The following is a 17,908-nucleotide window of genomic DNA, read 5'->3' as shown; positions in this document are numbered from 1 at the left end:
GGTCAAAAGCTGGCTGCGCCTACTGGATCGCGTCAGGATGCTTGGTCAGAAAATCCGCCACTGTATCCTTGGTCACCAGCACCGCCGGCACTTCGGCGGCTTTCGGCGTCCAGCTCTTCCCGGCGGCCGTGATCTCTTCAACCATCTTTGCCATATTGTAGCCTTCGGTGTAGCTGTCTTGCCATGCCGTTGCGGTCATGAAGCCATTTTTGATATTTTCAAGAGCCTGGGCATTTCCGTTGATGCCATACACCATCACATCGGTGCGGTTCTGAGCACGCAGTGAGCCGATCGCGCCGATTGCAGGATCATCCCAGCAGCCCCAGATCGCCAGGTTTTCAGCGCCTGCCGGATGCGAGGCGAGCCATGCATTGGCGTACTGCGCGCCATCTTCAAAGTAGCCGGGAATGCGCACTTCGTTTTTGGTCACCTTGATGTCGGGATATTTGGCGGCCATTTCATCCATGACCTGCTCGCGGTTTCGGCAAACTTCACCCGTGTGATACGTGAGGGCAAGAATGGAGCCCTTGCCGTTCATGTTTTTGAGCATCAGGTCCACGACCGGGATGGCCATCGGGCCGCCCGAGCCGTTGGTGGCGGCAACGGTGCCGCCCAGCCCACCCCCCCACGTGACTACGGGAATGCTCGCGGAACCAGCTGCGGCTAGCCCGGCGCCGATCGAAGAGAACGGGAACACCATGTCAACGATGGCATGCGCGCCCAGCTGCGCAAAGTTCTGGATGGCGGCGTTGGCCTGGTCTGCATTGCCCGCCGCGTCGACCACGGTAACTTTCCAACCGAGTTCGTCGGCTGCTTTGGTCGCGCCCTGGATATAGCGGACATTGTTGGCTTCCGTGGCGCTGATCGACACGATGCCGAGCAGCGGCTTGTCGGCCGCGCTGGCGTGAGCGCCGGACAATGCTAGGGCCACGGCGAAAACGCCGAACGTCAGGTTTTTCATTGTTCTCTCTCCCTTGTGAGGTTGGACGCGCATCTTCAGATTCAAAGCTGATAACCGCCTAACCGTTTCGGTAGATTTTCCCATCTTAGGCGGCTTCGCAAGAAAATTCGTGCAATGGAGCACAAAATAGGCGAGAGATTGGCGCCAAGAGACAGCTAAACGATTAGCTAAGAGAGCAGATGGCCACCATAAAAGACGTCGCAAGAGCTGCCGGTGTGTCGACGGCGACGGTGTCCGCGGTCGTCAACGACACTGCCTATGTGAGTCCGGAATTGCGGGGCCGTGTGCTTGCCGCGGTTCGCGACCTTCGCTACGCGCCCTCGTTGGTCGCGCGGAATCTACGCAGCGGGCGCAGCCAGCTGATCGCGCTTGCCGTGGCGGATCTGGCAAACCCGTTTTACGCCCGCATCGTCACAGCAGCCGAGGCGGCGGTCGCCGCCTGGGGCTACTCTCTCGTGCTGTTCAACAGCGATGAGAAGCCCGATATTGAAAAACGCATTCTTTCGCGCATTCGAACACTAGGGTGCGATGGGTCGGTCCTCGTTCCGGTAGGTCCCGAAAGCCAATACCAACGAAGGGATTTCGAGGGCGGCGTGCCGGTGGTCCTGCTTGGCCGTTCGATCGGAGATGCCGGTGTTGATACCGTCACGATCGACAATGTGTCGGCCGGCAAGCAGGCAACCAACTACCTCCTGGACCTTGGCCACCGCGAAATCGGATCCATCACGGGGCCAACGCAATTAACGACTGGCAGCGGCAGGCTGCAAGGCATGCTTGAGGCAATGGCCGCGCGCGGCCTCGCTCCGAAAACCGGGCATGTCCGTTCCGGCGAGTTCCGTGAAGACACAGCCTATTCAGTCGCGCGAGACCTGCTTGGACAGTTGGCCCGGCCCACGGCGCTTTACGTCGCCAATGGCGTCATGGCAATTGGAGTCATGCGCGCTGTCGCCGATCTTGGCCTGCGCTGTCCCGAGGACATCTCGATCGCGTCGACCGACACAGTCGCTGGAGCAGGCGGGTTGAAGCCGCGGCTTACCCGTACAGAGCATCCCGTTGCCGACATGACAAACGAAGCGCTGCGCATGCTAGTCGATCGCATCGAAGATAAGGTCACCTTGCCGGCGCGCAATGTCGTCTTCCAGCCCGCGCTGGTGGTTGGTGAAAGTTGCGCCCCAGTTAGATAGAATGTTGAGTTGCGAGCCAGGGTACTTCGATGAGAGACCGTCCACCTTTCGTCGTCGAGGCTAAGCTAAGCTAAGCTAAGCTAAGCTAAGCTAAGCTGGCTTGGGGTCAGTGCATCCTATCGACGTGTACCATTCTGGTACCATAGGGAGGTCGTCCAGCTATGCCCCCTATGACGGTCAACAAAATTTGCGGCAAGCTGGGAGCGAACCCTGCCGACGACGTCGGCCGTCGTTTTGCTTGAGATCTTTGCGCAGCCAAGAATGCCGGCGTCCACTTGGCCAAGACGGATACTCCAGCGTTCAGCGGGCGTTGCGACTCCAGTGCGTACCGCCTCGTTTCAGCAGCCCTGCATGAGGCGATCTCGAATCATCTCTGCAATCGGGATCGCCGAGGTGGCGGCAGGTGAAGGGGCGTTGCAGACGTGCAGCATGCGGTCCGTTTGTGCGAACAGGAAATCATGGATGAGGGCACCGTCCTTGCGCACGGCTTGCGCGCGGATGCCTGCTTCATGCGGGAGCAGGTCGGCGAGGTCGAGACTCGGACAGTACTTCCGGCACTCCTCCAGATAGCCTGGCTTCCAGAGCGAGTTGCGGAGTTCCGTTGCCGCGGATCCGCGGTTGGCGAACACGGTCTTCCAGAAGCCGGGAAACAGCGCGTAGTCGGCCATGTCCGAAACATTGAACGAAAGCCGTGGATAGCCCTCGCGGGCAAAACCGATAACGGCATTCGGCCCGACCGTGACGCTGCCGTCGATCATCCGCGTCAGGTGCACGCCGAGGAAGGGCAGGGCCGGATCCGGGACGGGATAGATCAGATGGCGGACGATGTCGTTCTTCGATGCGGGAAGGCGATAGTATTCGCCGCGGAAGGGAACGATGCGATGCTCGATCGAAAGCCCGGCGAGCACGGCCAGCCGGTCCGATTGGAGACCGCCGCAGACCACCAGTTTCTTCGCCTGCCAGTTTTCGCCGGCCGACGCGATATCGACGGAATCGATGACTTCGCGAATGCCGGTGACGCGCGTCGACAGGCGGATCTCGCCGCCCAGCGCCTTGATGCGCCGCCCCATGGCCTGGCAGACATCGGCATAGCTGACGATGCCGGTCGAGGCCACGAAAAGCGCGCCGAGACCGCGGATGTTCGGTTCCCGCTCCTTCAATTCACCCTCGCTGACGCGCTGGACTTCGATCGTGTTCTGCTTCGAGCGTTCGTAGAGCGCCTCCATGCGCTGCACTTCGAGCGCGGAGGTGGCGACGAGCAGTTTGCCGCAGACATCGAAGCGGATGCCGTTCTCCTGGCAGAAGGCCTTGGTGGCATCCGCGCCTTTGCGGCAGAGCTCGGCCTTCAGGCTACCTGGCGGATAGTAGATGCCGGCATGGATGACACCACTGTTGTGGCCGGTCTGGTGCTTGCCGAGAGCCTCCTCCTTCTCCAGCAGGATCAGGCTGCAGCCGGGATATGTCTCAAGCAGCCGCATGGCCGTCGCCAGGCCGACGATGCCGCCGCCGACGACGCAATAGTCGAAAATCATGGTTGTAGTCCTTGCCTGCCTGATTATGCGTGCGCCGTCTGACGGTCACCATAGCCGAAATAGGCCTCTTCCAGCGCATGCCCGTCTGCAAGCTCGCTTGCCGAACCCTCCAGCGCGACATGGCCGTTGCGCAGCACGTAGACGCGGGAAGCGAGGTCGAGAATGCGGGCGGTGGACTGTTCGACGACGAGCAGGGTCAGCCCGCTGGCGTTAAGCTGGCGGAGGCTTTCGTAGACCTGGTCGATCACCAGCGGCGCAAGGCCAAGCGACGGTTCATCGATCATCATCAGCAACGGGCGCTGCAGGATAGCGCGGGCGATGGCAAGCTGCTGCTGCTCGCCGCCGGAAAGGTGGCCGGCAACGCCGCGGTAGCGGGTCTTGAGGATCGGAAAGATTTCCAGAACCCGTTCCAGATCGGCGGCCGCTTCAGCCTTGTCCTTGCGGATCATGCCGCCGAGCAGCAGGTTTTCCCGAACCGTCAGTGTCCGAAAGATGCTGCGGCCTTCCGGCACCAGTGCCAGGCCTTTCCGGCATAGCTTTTCCGGCGCCTGGCCGGCGATCGACTCGCCATTGAAGGCAAGCGTGCCGCCGGTCGGCGCCATGAGCCCGGAAATTGACTTCAGAAGCGTGGATTTGCCGGCGCCATTGGGGCCGACGACGAAAATGATCTCGCCTTTTCTGACCTCCAGATCGATCGATTTCAGGGCAGCAAGCCGGCCATAGCCGGCGGTGAGGCCGCGTATTTCAAGCATGTCGTTCCCCTTTGACGGTCTGTGGGCGCCGATCGAACTCGGAACGGCCCGCCGCATTTTTGCCGTTGACAAAAAAAATCTAACCCGCATTCTGTCTTCTGTCCACAGAGGACTATATGCAAAATAATTGAAGCGGTGCCTTGCTCACCGCCAAGGGGAACGACGATGAAATCTGTTGCTGTGGCCGCTTCGGCCGCAATCGCCCTTCTGTTGCCTATGACCGGCGTGCGTGCCGAAGAGCCGATCAAGATCGGCTTCGCCATCGCGGAATCCGGCTGGCTTTCGAACTACGACAGCGCGCCCTTCAAGGCGGCGGTCATGAAGATCGAGGAGATCAACAAGGCTGGCGGCCTGCTGGGACGCCAGATCGAGTATTCCGTCATGGACACCAAGACGGACCAGGCCCGCGCTGCAACCGTCGGCGCGCAACTCGTCGATGGCGGCGTCGACATGCTGGTCGTCTCCTGTGACTACGATTTTGGCGCCCCGTCGGCGCTTGCCGCCAAGCAGGCGGGCAAGATCGCCTTCAGCCTGTGCGCCGCCGATCCGAAAATGGGCGTGCAGGGCGTCGGCCCGCTCACCTTCACCGCCAACAGCGCGGCGCAGTCGGAAGGCATCGCGATTGCCGAATATGCGCAGAAGAAGATGAACCTGAAGTCGGTCTACGTGCTTGAAGACCTTACGATCGAATACAACAAATCGGCCTGCGCCGGATTCCGCGCGGCCTGGGCCGCGGGTGGCGGCGAGGAAACGATCCTCGGCAATGACACCTTCAAGAACGACGACCCGTCGATCGCCTCGCAGATCACCCGCCTCAAGGGGCTTGCAAAGCAGCCGGACGCGGTCTTCGTCTGCTCGTTCACGCCGGGTGGCGCCTCTGCCGTGCGCCAGCTGCGCGCCGCCGGCATCGACCAGCCGATCCTCGCCAACACGGCGATGGTCGACAATTATTGGCTCAACGCCGTACCGGGCCTGAAGGATTTCTACCTGCCCGCCTTCATGTCGCTTTACGGCGATGATCCGCGGCCGGAGATGAACAAATTCCTTGAAAGTCACAAGGCGCGTTACGGCGAGCTGCCGGTCTCCTCCTACTCGGTTCTGGGCTACAGCCTCATCGAGCAGTGGGCGTATGCGGTCGAGCAGGCGAAGACGACTGAATCCGAAGCGGTGGTCGGCGTCATGAACGCCTTCAAGGACCAGCCGTTCACGGCCGGCCCGACCTCGTTTACCGATCAGCTGCATATCCAGGTCGACCGCCCTTGGCTGATCATGAAGGTCGAGAACGGCTCCTTCCATGCCGTCGAGGTCTACCGGAACTCGTTCAAGCCGGACATGAAGCTCCTGTTCCGCGTCGGTCAGTAACCGGCTGCGATCCGCCGGCCGCATGGTGGTGCGGCTGGCGGAACCAAAACTCCTGGCAAATTCATAGTCGAGCTTACGGATAGGTCTCGCCCGGTATGTCACGTCCATCGAAAAGATCGGGATCGAAAGAACGGCTGGAGGCGCGCGGTGTTGCCGTCGCCTTTGGCGGCATCCGGGCGCTCAGCGGGGTCGACCTCGAACTCAGGCGCGGCGAAGTCCTCGGCCTCATCGGCCCGAACGGCGCCGGCAAGACGACCATGGTCAATGTGCTGAGCGGCTTCCAGCGGCCGACGAGCGGCAGCATCCGCCTTGACGGCATCGACGTCTCGCGGCTGACCGCCCGCAAGATCGCCCAGGCCGGTATCGGTCGCAGCTTTCAGGCGGCGCGGCTATTCCGCACGATGACGGTGGAGCAGAACCTCTCCGTTGCGGCGATCGGCAGTGGGCTGTCTCGTCGGGAGGCCCGGGAGCGGGCGCTCGACATTCTCGACTGGATGGGCCTCGCCATGAAGGCCGACCACCGTTGCGACAGCCTTTCCTATGGCGACGAGCGGCGCGTCGGCATTGCCCGGGCACTCGCCTTGCAACCGTCCTTCGCGCTGCTCGACGAGCCGGCCTCCGGCATGAATGACGCGGAGTGCGAGGCGCTGATGGAGGTCATCGCCGAACTGCCGGCCCGCTTCGGCTGCGGCGTGCTGCTGATCGAACACAATATGAAGGTGATCATGGGGGTGTGCCAGCGCATCCATGTGCTCGATGGCGGGCAGAGCCTCGCCGAAGGTTCGCCGCAGGACATCCAGATGAACCCCGCCGTGCGCCGCGCCTATCTGGGCGAAAAAGCGGCCGACAGCACCCTTGCGATCTAGGACGGGACGCCATGGCCAACATCGTTCAAGTTCTCGTCGACGCCATCGCGCTGGGCAGCCTCTATGCCCTTGTCGCGCTGGCGATCGGCCTCGTCTTCGGCGTCATGCGGCTCGTCAATTTCGCCCAGGCTGACTATATTACGATCGGCGCCTATGCGCTGGTCGTGCCGACGGCGAGCGTCACGCCGCCGCTGCTGCTCGGCGCGCTGCCCGCTGCCCTCATGATCGGCGGCGTGCTTTCCGTGGTGGTCGTGCTGGCGCTGCTGACGGAGCGCGTGGCCTTCCGGCCGCTGCGCAATTCCAACCCGTCGACGCTGCTCATCTCCTCCTTCGCCGTCAGCTATTTCCTGCAGAACCTCGTCATGCTCATCCATACCGGCCGGCCCAAATCGGTCGGCATCGGGCAGAGTCTCGCAAATGCGGTGGAAATCGGCGGCGTGCGCGTTCCGGGCGTGCAGCTCCTGACCATGGGCGTCACGGCCGGCCTGCTCGTCGCGCTGGTTCTCTTTCTCAAGAAGACACCGCTCGGCATCCAGATGCGGGCGGCGGCGGAAAACTTCCAGATGGCCCGTCTGCTCGGCATGCCGGCGAACCGGGTGATCGCACTCGCCTTTGCCATTTCGGGCCTGCTCAGCGGCGTGGTCTCCCTGCTGCTCACGATCCAGACCGGCACGCTCGATCTGCGCATGGGCCTGATGCCCGTCGTCTATGGCTTCTTCGCCACCGTCATCGGCGGCATGGGCTCGCTGCCTGGGGCCGCACTCGGCGGGTTCCTCGTGGGTGTCGCCAGCGTGCTCCTGCAAACCTACCTGCCGACCGATCTACGCCCCTTCCGCGATGCCGGTGTGTTCGCGCTCGTCATCCTGATCCTTCTCGTCCGCCCGCAAGGCCTCATCGTCACCAGCGCCGCGAAGGAACGTGTATAATGAAGATGCCATCCCTTGCCGTGATCGCCCGCTTCTGGTTTCCGGTGCTGGCGCTCGTCGTGCCGCTCGCGCTCATCGTCGTGGTCACCGGCCAATTCGGCGGTCTGTCCCTGCAGCGCACCGTCATCGAAATGCTGATCAGCATTGTCATCGTCGTCGGGCTTTACGTCTTCGTCGGCAATTCCGGCATCATTTCCTTCGGCCATGCCACGTTCATGGCGATCGCAGCCTATGCCTCGGCCTGGCAGACCTGCTGCGAGATGCTGAAGCCGATCACCATGTCCGGCCTGCCGCATTTCCTGCGCGACCAGAGCATTCCGCTGCTGCCGTCCGCCATCGTCTCGGTGCTGCTCGCCGGCGCCGCCGCTTTCCTCACCGGCCTCGTCATCATGCGGCTCACGGGCCTTGCGGCGTCGATCTCCACGCTTGCGGTGCTCTTTATCCTGAACGTGGTCTATTCCAACTGGGACAGCGTCACGATGGGCTCTGCCTCGATCGTCGGCCTGCCAACCTATGTGACGGCCTGGCTTGCGCTCATCTGCGCCGTTCTCGCGATCGTCGTCGCCTATCTCTACCAGATTTCCGCCTTCGGCCTTGCGATCCGGGCGACGCGGGAAGACGAGGTCGCGGCCGCCGCGTCGGGCATCTCGCTCTACTGGTCGCGGCTCATTGCCTTCACGCTCTCGGGTTTCCTGGTCGGCCTCGGCGGCGTGTTGCAGGCGCACTACCTCGGCACCGTGTCGATCAACAATTTCTTCCTGAGCTTCACCTTTCTCGCGCTCGCCATGCTCATCGTCGGCGGCATGGGCAGCCTTGCCGGCGCGGTCGTCGGCGTCGTCGTCATCACGGCGATGGTCGATATCTTCCGTCGCCTCGAAGGCGGAATTTCGATCGGCGGCCAACAGTGGTCGCTGCCGGCGGGCACGCAGGAACTTATCATCGCGGGCTTTATGCTGTTGATACTGGTCTTCCGCAAAGACGGGATCATGGCAGGGCGAGAAATTGGCCTGCCGCAGCGGCCACAGCGCGATAAGGGGCTCATCAATGGCTAACAATCTCTTCAATACGGACGAACCGATCGGCATCATCGACCACCGGATGCTGTCCGACCAGGTTTCGACGTTGCTCGTGCGCGAACTGATCTTCGGCCGGCTCCAGCCCGGCCAGCGCATCAACGAAGCGGAACTGGCCCGCCAGCTGGGGATCAGCCGCAACCCCATCCGCGAGGCGATCCGCCGGTTGGAGGAGCGCGGCCTGCTCGTCGCGGTTCCCCGCAAGGGCACCTTCGTTCGAACCTTCCTGCACAGCGATATCGATGAGATATTCTCCTTCCGCATCGTCGTCGAACGTTTTGCGATGGAACAGGCGCTGCCGCAGATGACGGATGCCGACATCGACCGCATTGCCGGTTTCGTTGATGCCATGGTCGCGGCCGCCAATGCCAATGACGAGATCGCGCTGGTCGAAAACGACCTCGCCTTCCACCTCGAGATCTGCCGGCTCTCGAAGAACCGCCAGACGCTGCACGCCTTCACCAACATCCAGGCGGAAGTGCAGATGCTGATCACCATGGCGGAACGCCAGTTCGAGAGCCAGATGGCGGCGGCCGTCGATCACTGGCCGATCGTCGAGGCTCTGCGCACCCGCAATCCCCAAAAGGCGATGGATGCCATTCGCGATCACATCCGCGATTCCTGGCGTCACCTGCTTGAAGCTTACGACCGGGAAAAACCCCGCTCGTCTTGATCCTATCCATGAGAAATGAGGACATAATGCCTGACAGGAAAATCATCGGCATCGACATCGGGGGAACGTTTACCGACTTCGTTTCCTACGACGCGGCGACCGGCACCATCGAAAACTGGAAGAACCTGACGACCCCCTCCGAACCGATCGAAGGCGTGCTCCAGGGGCTCGCACAGTTGGAGGATGTCGCAAGCGTGGACAAGATCCGTCTCGGCACGACGATCGCCACCAACGCGCTGCTGACGAGGCGCGGCGCAAAGGTCGCCTATGTCACGACCACCGGCTTTCGCGATGTCCCCTTCATCCAGCGCGGCGACCGCCGCAGTCACTACGACATCACCTGGATCAAGACCAAGCCGTTGATGAAGCGCGCTGACACCTATGAGATCGGCGGGCGTTTCAGCGCCAAGGGCGAGCTTGTCACGGCGCTCGATGAGGCGGCCGTGCGCGAGGTCGCCGCTACGATCAAGGCCGACGGCACGATCGAGGCGATCGCCGTCTGCACGCTGTTTTCCTATATCGACCCGAGCCACGAGCAGCGCATCCGCGACATCCTCGCGGAAGAACTGCCCGGCATGCCGATCTCGATTTCCTACGACGTGCTGCCGAAGTGGAAGGAATACGACCGCGCCTCCACCACGATTGCCGACGCGTATCTGAAGCCCATCGTCTCCGACAATTTTCACCGCATGCAGAAGCGCCTCGATAGCATCGGCATCGGCGACAGGATCGGCGTGATCAAGTCGAACGGCGGTGAATCGACGCTGAAGGGTGCCGCCGAAGCGCCGGTGCAGATGACGCTCTCCGGCCCGACCGGTGCGGTCGTCGCCACTCGCGTCCTCTCCGAACTCACCGGCATCAAGAACCTCGTTACCTTCGACATGGGTGGAACCTCGACCGATTGCTCGACCGTCGTGGACGGCATGGAGCATGTAACGACGAGCTTCGAGATCGAATGGGGCCTGCCGATCCAGATTCCGATGATCGACATCCACACGATCGGCGCCGGCGGCGGCTCCATCGCCTGGATCGACAAGGGCGGTATGCTGCGCATGGGCCCGCAATCGGCCGGTGCGGCGCCGGGGCCTGCCTGCTACGGCCGTGGCGGGGAGAATGCCACGGTGACGGACGCCAATGTCGTGCTCGGACGCATCAACCCCGACTATTTCCTCGGCGGCAAGATGAAGCTCGACGCCGAGGCGGCGCATCGCGCGGTCAAGACGATCGCCGACCAGCTCGGCCTCGAGGTCGACGCGGCTGCCTTCGCCATGGTGCAGATCGCCAACAACAACATGCTGGGCGCGCTGCGTGCCGTTCTCCTCCAGCGCGGCCTCGATCCGCGTGACTTCTCGCTCGTCGCCTCGGGCGGGGCGGGGCCGGTGCACATCTGCGACCTGATGGATATTTCCGGCATTCCGCAGGGCATCGTGCCCAACTATCCCGGCCAGTTTTCCGCCTTCGGCTTCATCATGACCGATGCGCGCGTCGACCGGCATCGAACGGTACAGCAGATCTCGAAATACTTCGACGGTGCCCGCGCCACGGCGGCAATGACGGAACTGGTGGATGGCGCCATTGCCGAGCTGGTCTCCCAGGGCTACCAGCAGAAGGTGGAGGTCTACCGCTCCATCGAGGCCCGCTACTTCGGCCAGAACCACGAGCTGGAGCTGAGCTTCCCTGCCAACCACTTCACCGAGGAAACCACAGCAAGCCTCTGGGAACGCTTCCACGAGGAGCACCAGAACCGCTTCGGCTTCTCCATCCCCGGAGAGACCATCGAGACGGTCAATCTCAAGGTCGTCGCCGTCGCCGTTTCCGAAAAGCCGAAGATGCGGGAACTCGAAAAGGGCGAAGGCACGCCGGCATCCTCCGGCAGCCGCAAGGTACGCTTCGAGGACGGCTGGCACGAGGTAAAGACCTACGACCGCGGCACGTTCAAGCAGGGGCAGACCGTCGCCGGTCCCGCCATTGTGGAGGAAAGCGCCTCCGTCACCATTTTGCAGCCGAAACAGACGCTCCGCGTCGACCGGCTCGGCAATCTGATCATTTCGGCCTGAGGAGTACCATCATGGACTTCGTTACGATGAACATTCTGGAATCCAGCATGGTCTCTCTCTGCAAGGAGATGGGGATCGTGTTGATGAAGACGTCCTATTCGACGATCTTCAACGAGGCGCTCGACTTCACCTGCGGGCTTGCCGACATGAACGGCGACATGATCGCCGTCGCCGACTATTGCCCGGCGCAGATCGGCGGCATGCCGCTGCTGGTCAAATCCTGCCTCAAGGAAATCCCGATCGACGAGATCGAGGAGGGCGACGTCATCCTGCACAACGACCCCTATCGCGGGGGCCTGCATACGCCGGAGCATACCTTCTTCAAGCCGATTTTCGTCGACGGCGAGATCATGGGCTTTGCCGTCGCCATCGGCCATATCGCCGAAGTCGGCGGCATGGCGCCCGGCGGCTTCTGTGGCGAGGCGACGGAGATCTTCCAGGAGGGCCTTCGCATTCCGCCGGTCAAGATCAAGAAGCGCGGCAAGGACAATATCGAGGTCTGGAAGCTGCTTCTCGCCAATGTGCGGACGCCGCGCGTCAACTATGGCGATCTGCGCGCCCTCATCGCCGCCGTCGACCTCGGCGAAAAGCAGATGGCGCAGATCTACCAGAAGTACGGCAAGGAGAAGATCAAGGAGACGGTCAACGACCTGTTGCTCTATTCGGAGCGCCGCATGCGCGCCGAACTGGAAGCGATCCCGGACGGCATCTATGCCTTCTCCGACACGATTGAGAGCGACGGTATCGACGCCGACCGCACCTACACAGTCGCCGTCGAGGTGCATAAGCGCGGCGGCGAGATCATCGTCGACTATCACGGTTCCTCGCCGCAGGCCTCCGGCCCGATCAACGCCACGCTCGGCGTTGCCACATCGGCGGCCTACAACGCCGTGCTGCACATGACCGATCCGACGATACCGCGCAATTCCGGCTGCTTCCGGCCGATCCGCGTCATGGCGCCGCCCGGCACCATCGTCAACGTGGACTTCCCCGCGCCGGAAGTCGGCGGCAACACCGAAACCCATCCACGCATCGTCGGCACGATCCTCGGCGCCATGGCTCCGGCGATCCCAAACCGGGTGATGGCGGCGGAGGGTGCCACCCATTGCAACTTCGTCTTCGGCGGCGTCGATGCCGACACAGGCGAGTATTTCGCCTGCTACGACCTCGAAGCGGTCGGCTGGGGCGGCCGCGCCTTTGCCGACGGCAATGACGGCGTCGACTCGATCAACGGCAATTGCCGCATCACGCCGGTCGAAGTCTACGAGACGCGCTTCCCCTGGCGCATCGAAAGCCTCGCCTTCAACGTCGATGCCGGCGGTGCGGGTGAATATCGCGGCGGGGTCGGCTACTCCAAGCAGATGCTGTGCCTCAACGACGAGATCATCTGTTCGCAGATGACCGACCGTCACCTTTTGGCCCCCTGGGGCCTGAACGGGGGCACGGAAGGCGGTCTCGGCGCGACGCTGGTCATGAAGTCCGGACGAAGCGACTGGCAGACGATGCGCGAGGCCTATGGCAAGGCCTCGACCAGCCGCTACTCCAACGTCTCCATTCGCCGCGGCGATCGCGTGCGGCTTGTCACCCCTGGCGGTGGCGGCTACGGCGAGCCTGCAAAGCGCGATCCGGCGGCTGTCGCGGAGGATGTCCGCGAAGGCTATGTCTCGAAGGCGGCCGCCCACAAACACTACGGCTATCAGGAGGCCTGAGACCATGAAGTTTTCGCTGAACGGACTTTACATCGAAAGCTACACGAAATGCGCCAATTGCGGCGTGCTGATCTACGAGGCCTCGGCCGAGGATTCCGCCCGCAGGAAGACGCATGACGGGAGCATCTATTGCTCTCAGGAATGCGTCGACTGGAAGATCGAGCGGGACGCCCGCCGCGCCAAGGCTGCAGTCTAGGCTTTGATGCGCCGGCCCCGTCCGTCAGGGACGGGGCCGGCCACTTCAAGCGCCGCGATAAGCGCCGCGCCATAACAAACTGTCCAAGGAGATACCCATGTCCACCAACGCTGCCTTCACGGCGCGGCGCGCTGCCGCCATTCCGGCTGGCCTGTCGAAACATCTCGATGTCTATATCGAGAAGGCGGAGAACGCCGAATTGTGGGACGTCGAAGGCAAGCGCTACATCGATTTTGCCGCCGGCATCGCCGTCAACAACACCGGCCATCGCCATCCGAAGGTGGTCGAGCGCGTGCGCAACCAGCTCGACAAGGTCACGCACACCTCGTTCCAGACCACGCCCTATATCGACTATGTCACGGTCTGCGAGAAGCTGAACGAGCTGGTGCCGGGTGACTTCCCGAAGAAGACTTTTCTCGTCTCCACCGGCGCCGAGGCCGTGGAGAACGCTGCCAAGATCGCCCGAGCCGCGACCGGTCGCTCGGCCTTCGTCGCCTTCTCCGGCGCTTTCCATGGCCGCACGCTGATGGCGATGACGCTGACCGGCAAGACCAATCCTTACAAGGCCGGCTTCGGTCCGCTGGTGCCGGATGTCTTCCACCTGCCGTTCCCGATCCCCTATCACGGCATTTCCGAGCAGGAATCCCTGACCGCGCTCGACCGCTTCTTCCGCTCCGAAGTGGACCCGACGCGCGTCGCCGGCATCTTCGTCGAACCGGTGCAGGGCGAGGGCGGTTTCTACCCGGCGCCCGTCACCTTCCTGCGCACGCTGCGCGAGATCTGCGACAGGCATGGCATCCTGCTGATCGCCGACGAGATCCAGACGGGCTTCGCCCGCACCGGAAAATTGTTCGCGATGGAACATGCCGGCGTCGCCGCCGATATCGTCGTCATGGCCAAGGGCCTTGGCGGCGGCTTCCCGATCGCCGCCGTCACCGGCCGCGCCGATGTCATGGACAAGATCCCGATGGGTGGCGTCGGCTCCACCTTTGCCGGCAATCCTCTGTCCTGCGCGGCATCGATCGCGGTGCTGGAGATCATCGAGGAAGAGAAGCTGATCGACCGCGCCAACGAGGTCGGGCGCCGGCTGAAGGCGGTCTTCGAGGGCTGGCAAGAGGGCAACGAGTTTTCCTGCATCGGCGAGGTGCGCGGCCTTGGCGCCATGGTGGCGATCGAATTCGTGCATGACCGCGAGACGCGCCAGCCTTGGCCGGAACTGGTAAAGGCCATCACGCACACCGCCGCCGAAAAGGGCCTGCTGCTGCTCTCCTGCGGCGTGCATGGCAATGTCGTGCGCGTGCTGACGCCGCTGACCATACCCTTCGATCATCTCGACGAAGGTATTGCCATCCTCAAGGACAGCCTGCGGGCGGCGCTGGAAAAGGTGGAGAGCGGACAATGACGCCCGCATTGCTTCACGACCAGGCCTTCATCGATGGCGCCTGGGCCGGCGCGGACTCGGGCGCGACCTTCGAGGTCCGCAATCCGGCGACGGGCACGGTTCTCGCCCGTGTCGCCGATCTTGCAGCCGCCGATGTCGAGCGGGCGATCCTTGCGGCCGAGCGCGCGCACGTGGACTGGCGCCAGCGCCCGGCCAAGGAACGGGCCAAGCTGCTGCGCGCCTGGTTCGACCTGATCACCGCCCACACGGAAGACCTTGCCCGGCTGATCACGGCCGAGCAGGGCAAGCCGCTTTACGAGGCCCGCGGCGAGGTCGCGTTCGGAGCGTCCTTCGTTGACTGGTTTTCCGAGGAGGCCAAGCGCGTCTACGGCGACGTTATCCCATCCGCTGGCCGCGACCGGCGCTTCCTGGTGCTGAAACAGCCGATCGGCGTCTGCGCCGCCATCACGCCCTGGAACTTTCCTCTGGCGATGATCACCCGCAAGGCAGCGGCAGCGCTCGCCGCCGGCTGCACCATGGTCGTCAAGCCCTCCGAGGAAACGCCGCTGACGGCGCTCGCCATAGGCGAGCTTGCCATGCAGGCCGGCATTCCGGCCGGCGTGCTCAACATCGTGCCCTCGAAGGATGCCGCCGGCATCGGGCGCCTGCTCTGCGAGCATCCGGTGATCCGAAAACTCTCCTTCACCGGCTCGACAGCCGTCGGCAAGCTCCTGATGCGGCAGTGCGCCGATACGCTCAAGAAACTGTCGCTGGAACTCGGCGGCAATGCGCCGTTCATCGTCTTCGACGACGCCGACCTCGATCTCGCCGTCGCCGGTGCCATCGCCTCGAAATTCCGCAATTCCGGCCAGACCTGCGTCTGCACCAACCGCATCTATGTGCAGGACGGCATCCATGACGCCTTCGTGGCAAAGCTGACCGAGCAGGTTGCCAGCCTGAAAGTCGGCGACGGCGCTGCGCCGGAGGTGGTGCAGGGTCCGCTCATCAACGCGAAAGCCGTGGCGAAGGTGGCAGAGCTTGTCGGCGACGCCGTGGATCGCGGCGCGCGCATCGAGACTGGCGGCAAGCCGCATGCGCTCGGCGGCACCTGGTTCGAGCCGACCGTGCTGAGCGGAATGCTGGCGCCGATGCGGCTGGCGCAGGAAGAAGCCTTCGGTCCAATCGCCCCGGTCTTTCGCTTCAAGGACGAAGCGGAAGTCATCCGCCTCGCCAACGACACGCGCTACGGCCTGATGGCCTATTTCTACGCCCGTGACGTCAACCGCATCTGGCACGTCCTGGAAGAATTGCAGTTCGGCATGGTCGGCATCAACGAAGGCCTGATCTCCACCGAGCTTGCCCCCTTTGGAGGCGTCAAGGAAAGCGGCTTCGGCCGCGAAGGCTCCAAGTACGGCATCGATGAATATGTGGAGCTGAAATATGCCTGCTTCGGCGGGCTGAAGGTGGGATGAGACATGACGACCATCTCGCGAGACAGGAGCAGGCCTTGAAAGGGACTGAGATGGGCCGGCCGCCGCGAATAAGCGTGCTCGGCATCGCCGGTGCTATCCGAGATCAGGGACGTCGTATTCGCCACGGTTTCTCGGGGCACGGCTTGCACAGTCGCCAGCCTTTGGCCGGCGATTTCAGAACTCATTGTCCAGAGGGGCTTCCGAACCGCGATCTGTCGCCGTCGTTCTCGGCAAGCAGTAGCTGACGATCAATCTCCTCGCGTGGTATCGACATTTCACGGCGGCCGGATATTGCTGCCCCGATATCGCTGCCCCGATATCGCTGCCAAGTGCGTAGACCGGACGCCGCCGCGGAATACCAGGAAGGATAGTGCTCTTTGACAATCTTCCCCTTCACCGAAGCCACCCCGATCCAGTTCCAGCAGCCCCTGCCGAAGGGCTCGGATGTGGTGATCATCGGCGGCGGGGTCATTGGCGTGACCACGGCACTTTTCCTGGCGCGACGGAACGTCTCGGTGACGCTGCTGGAAAAGGGCCGCATCGCCGCCGAGCAATCCTCGCGCAATTGGGGCTGGATCCGGCAGCAGGGCCGCGATGCCGACGAACTGCCGATCGTCATCGAAGCGCAGCGCCTCTGGCGGCAACTGGCGCAGGAGTGTGGCGAGGACATAGGGCTGAAGCAGACGGGCGTCACCTATCTTGCGCGGACGGACAAGGAGATGGCCGGTTTCGCGAAATTCCTGACGATCGCCCAGGCTCATGGCGTCGACACGCGTCTCCTCGGCCAAGGTGAGTTGGCAAGCCTGATCCCGGCCATGGCGCTACCGTTCAAAGGCGCAATGATCACTCCATCGGACATGCGCGCCGAACCTTGGGTCGCCGTGCCCGCGCTTGCGCGCCTGGCGGCCCGCGAAGGCGTGACGATCATCGAGAATTGCGCGGCACGTATGCTCGACATCTCCGGGGGTCGCATCAGTGGCGTCTGGACCGAGAAAGGGCTCATCGCGACCTCGAGCGTCCTCGTCGCCAGCGGCGCGTGGACGTCGCTCTTCCTGCGCGCCCACGGCATCTCGATTCCGCAGCTCAGCGTCAGGGCGACCGTCGCCGCGACAGCACCGATGGCGGAAATCCACGCCGGTGCCGCGGCGGACGAACGCATCGCTTTCCGGCGCAGGCAGGATGGCGGGTATACGCTCGCATCGGGAGGCAGTAGCCAACTCTACATAGGCCCGGACGCATTTCGCCATGCGGGCAAATATATCAGCGCCCTGATGGCCAATCCCTTCGGCACACGCTACCTGCCGGCGGCCCCGCGAGGATACCCGGACGGCTGGTCGACGCCGCGCAGATGGAACGCGGATCAAGAAAGCCCTTTCGAACGGATGCGCGTCCTCAATCCGGCTCCCGAGACGTCGGCCCTCCGCGCCATCGACCGCGGGTTCAGGGAGCTTTTCCCTCAGTTCACGACTGTACCGCTCAAGGCGAGCTGGGCGGGCATGATCGATGCGATGCCCGATGTCGTGCCCATCGTCGATCGCGCCGCTGCGATCCCGGGCCTCGTTGTCGCGACCGGGATGAGTGGCCACGGCTTCGGCATAGGACCCGGAATGGGCCGCATCCTGTCCGATTTGATCCAGGGCAACGAGACCGGGCACAATCTCCACAGGTTCCGTCAATCCCGTTTCAGCGACGGCAGCCCGATCCGATTGGGACCATCGCTGTAAGTATTTCTGCCGCCAGCCAGCCCATGCGCTCTGGCCTTGA

The 17,908-nt window shown here is 63.2% G+C and carries 15 protein-coding genes; 12 read left to right on the top strand and 3 right to left on the bottom strand.

Annotation, left to right across the window (positions count from 1 at the left end):
• Nucleotides 1-19 precede the first annotated feature (19 nt).
• The gene (locus MESCI2_RS0105340; protein ID WP_027035665.1) at nt 20-961 is read right to left on the bottom strand and encodes a sugar ABC transporter substrate-binding protein; all 942 of its coding nucleotides are present in this window, start codon (nt 959-961) and stop codon (nt 20-22) included.
• Between the two features lie 179 nt (nt 962-1,140).
• Here MESCI2_RS0105340 and MESCI2_RS0105335 point away from each other — a divergent pair, with 179 nt between their 5' ends.
• Entirely contained in the window at nt 1,141-2,145 is a 1,005-nt protein-coding gene (locus tag MESCI2_RS0105335; protein WP_024502238.1) for a LacI family DNA-binding transcriptional regulator, read from the top strand.
• A gap of 338 nt (nt 2,146-2,483) precedes the next feature.
• Here MESCI2_RS0105335 and lhgO read toward each other — a convergent pair whose 3' ends face one another.
• A complete protein-coding gene (lhgO, locus tag MESCI2_RS0105330; protein WP_197031522.1) occupies nt 2,484-3,674 on the bottom strand; it encodes an L-2-hydroxyglutarate oxidase in 1,191 nt (396 codons plus the stop codon).
• A 26-nt stretch (nt 3,675-3,700) separates the two neighbouring features.
• Complete coding sequence (locus MESCI2_RS0105325; protein WP_027035663.1) at nt 3,701-4,429, bottom strand: ABC transporter ATP-binding protein; 729 nt, start codon at nt 4,427-4,429, stop codon at nt 3,701-3,703.
• Nucleotides 4,430-4,594: 165 nt separating this feature from the next.
• Between MESCI2_RS0105325 and MESCI2_RS0105320 the strand changes: the two genes are divergently transcribed.
• The 11 genes from MESCI2_RS0105320 to MESCI2_RS0105270 all read left to right on the top strand — a co-directional run bounded on the left by MESCI2_RS0105320 (nt 4,595) and on the right by MESCI2_RS0105270 (nt 17,868).
• The gene (locus tag MESCI2_RS0105320; RefSeq protein ID WP_027035662.1) at nt 4,595-5,791 is read left to right on the top strand and encodes an ABC transporter substrate-binding protein; all 1,197 of its coding nucleotides are present in this window, start codon (nt 4,595-4,597) and stop codon (nt 5,789-5,791) included.
• 95 nt (nt 5,792-5,886) lie between these two features.
• Nucleotides 5,887-6,657, top strand: coding sequence for an ABC transporter ATP-binding protein (locus tag MESCI2_RS0105315; RefSeq protein ID WP_032900329.1), 771 nt, complete (start codon nt 5,887-5,889; stop codon nt 6,655-6,657).
• An 11-nt stretch (nt 6,658-6,668) separates the two neighbouring features.
• Nucleotides 6,669-7,583, top strand: a complete 915-nt coding sequence (locus tag MESCI2_RS0105310) for a branched-chain amino acid ABC transporter permease (RefSeq protein ID WP_027035660.1) — start codon at nt 6,669-6,671, stop codon at nt 7,581-7,583.
• Nucleotides 7,583-8,635 carry a branched-chain amino acid ABC transporter permease gene (locus tag MESCI2_RS01000000134310; RefSeq protein WP_032900328.1) on the top strand — a complete coding sequence of 351 codons (1,053 nt, stop codon included), beginning with the start codon at nt 7,583-7,585 and terminating at the stop codon, nt 8,633-8,635. The genes MESCI2_RS0105310 and MESCI2_RS01000000134310 overlap by 1 nt, the downstream gene beginning before the upstream one ends.
• Complete coding sequence (locus MESCI2_RS01000000134305) at nt 8,628-9,329, top strand: GntR family transcriptional regulator (protein ID WP_024502245.1); 702 nt, start codon at nt 8,628-8,630, stop codon at nt 9,327-9,329. Before MESCI2_RS01000000134310 ends, MESCI2_RS01000000134305 begins: the two co-directional genes overlap by 8 nt.
• Before the next feature lie 26 nt (nt 9,330-9,355).
• Nucleotides 9,356-11,386: a hydantoinase/oxoprolinase family protein gene (locus MESCI2_RS0105295; protein WP_027035659.1), complete on the top strand. Its 2,031-nt coding sequence runs from the start codon at nt 9,356-9,358 to the stop codon at nt 11,384-11,386.
• An 11-nt stretch (nt 11,387-11,397) separates the two neighbouring features.
• Nucleotides 11,398-13,095: a hydantoinase B/oxoprolinase family protein gene (locus tag MESCI2_RS0105290; RefSeq protein ID WP_032900327.1), complete on the top strand. Its 1,698-nt coding sequence runs from the start codon at nt 11,398-11,400 to the stop codon at nt 13,093-13,095.
• Between the two features lie 4 nt (nt 13,096-13,099).
• On the top strand, nt 13,100-13,291 hold the full coding sequence (locus MESCI2_RS01000000134300; RefSeq protein WP_024502248.1) for a hypothetical protein: 192 nt from the start codon (nt 13,100-13,102) through the stop codon (nt 13,289-13,291).
• A 97-nt stretch (nt 13,292-13,388) separates the two neighbouring features.
• On the top strand, nt 13,389-14,693 hold the full coding sequence (gene gabT / locus MESCI2_RS0105280) for a 4-aminobutyrate--2-oxoglutarate transaminase (protein WP_027035657.1): 1,305 nt from the start codon (nt 13,389-13,391) through the stop codon (nt 14,691-14,693).
• Entirely contained in the window at nt 14,690-16,144 is a 1,455-nt protein-coding gene (locus tag MESCI2_RS0105275) for an NAD-dependent succinate-semialdehyde dehydrogenase (protein WP_027035656.1), read from the top strand. The genes gabT and MESCI2_RS0105275 overlap by 4 nt, the downstream gene beginning before the upstream one ends.
• 377 nt (nt 16,145-16,521) lie before the next feature.
• The gene (locus tag MESCI2_RS0105270; protein WP_027035655.1) at nt 16,522-17,868 is read left to right on the top strand and encodes an NAD(P)/FAD-dependent oxidoreductase; all 1,347 of its coding nucleotides are present in this window, start codon (nt 16,522-16,524) and stop codon (nt 17,866-17,868) included.
• Nucleotides 17,869-17,908 lie beyond the last annotated feature (40 nt).

It is taken from the genome of Mesorhizobium ciceri WSM4083, from assembly GCF_000519305.1.
Taxonomy (GTDB): domain Bacteria; phylum Pseudomonadota; class Alphaproteobacteria; order Rhizobiales; family Rhizobiaceae; genus Mesorhizobium; species Mesorhizobium ciceri_B.
This window is presented reverse-complemented; position numbering and strand designations above follow the sequence as displayed.

Excerpts from the sequence above, each read along its gene's own strand:
- MESCI2_RS0105335 (WP_024502238.1), top strand. The coding sequence starts at position 1,141 with ATGGCCACCATAAAAGACGTCGCAAGAGCTGCCGGTGTGTCGACGGCG.
- MESCI2_RS01000000134305 (WP_024502245.1), top strand. The coding sequence starts at position 8,628 with ATGGCTAACAATCTCTTCAATACGGACGAACCGATCGGCATCATCGAC.
- MESCI2_RS01000000134300 (WP_024502248.1), top strand. The coding sequence starts at position 13,100 with ATGAAGTTTTCGCTGAACGGACTTTACATCGAAAGCTACACGAAATGC.
- MESCI2_RS0105325 (WP_027035663.1), bottom strand. The coding sequence starts at position 4,429 with ATGCTTGAAATACGCGGCCTCACCGCCGGCTATGGCCGGCTTGCTGCC.
- MESCI2_RS0105295 (WP_027035659.1), top strand. The coding sequence starts at position 9,356 with ATGCCTGACAGGAAAATCATCGGCATCGACATCGGGGGAACGTTTACC.
- MESCI2_RS0105340 (WP_027035665.1), bottom strand. The coding sequence starts at position 961 with ATGAAAAACCTGACGTTCGGCGTTTTCGCCGTGGCCCTAGCATTGTCC.
- MESCI2_RS0105275 (WP_027035656.1), top strand. The coding sequence starts at position 14,690 with ATGACGCCCGCATTGCTTCACGACCAGGCCTTCATCGATGGCGCCTGG.
- MESCI2_RS0105310 (WP_027035660.1), top strand. The coding sequence starts at position 6,669 with ATGGCCAACATCGTTCAAGTTCTCGTCGACGCCATCGCGCTGGGCAGC.
- MESCI2_RS0105290 (WP_032900327.1), top strand. The coding sequence starts at position 11,398 with ATGGACTTCGTTACGATGAACATTCTGGAATCCAGCATGGTCTCTCTC.
- MESCI2_RS0105315 (WP_032900329.1), top strand. The coding sequence starts at position 5,887 with ATGTCACGTCCATCGAAAAGATCGGGATCGAAAGAACGGCTGGAGGCG.
- MESCI2_RS0105320 (WP_027035662.1), top strand. The coding sequence starts at position 4,595 with ATGAAATCTGTTGCTGTGGCCGCTTCGGCCGCAATCGCCCTTCTGTTG.
- gabT (WP_027035657.1), top strand. The coding sequence starts at position 13,389 with ATGTCCACCAACGCTGCCTTCACGGCGCGGCGCGCTGCCGCCATTCCG.
- MESCI2_RS01000000134310 (WP_032900328.1), top strand. The coding sequence starts at position 7,583 with ATGAAGATGCCATCCCTTGCCGTGATCGCCCGCTTCTGGTTTCCGGTG.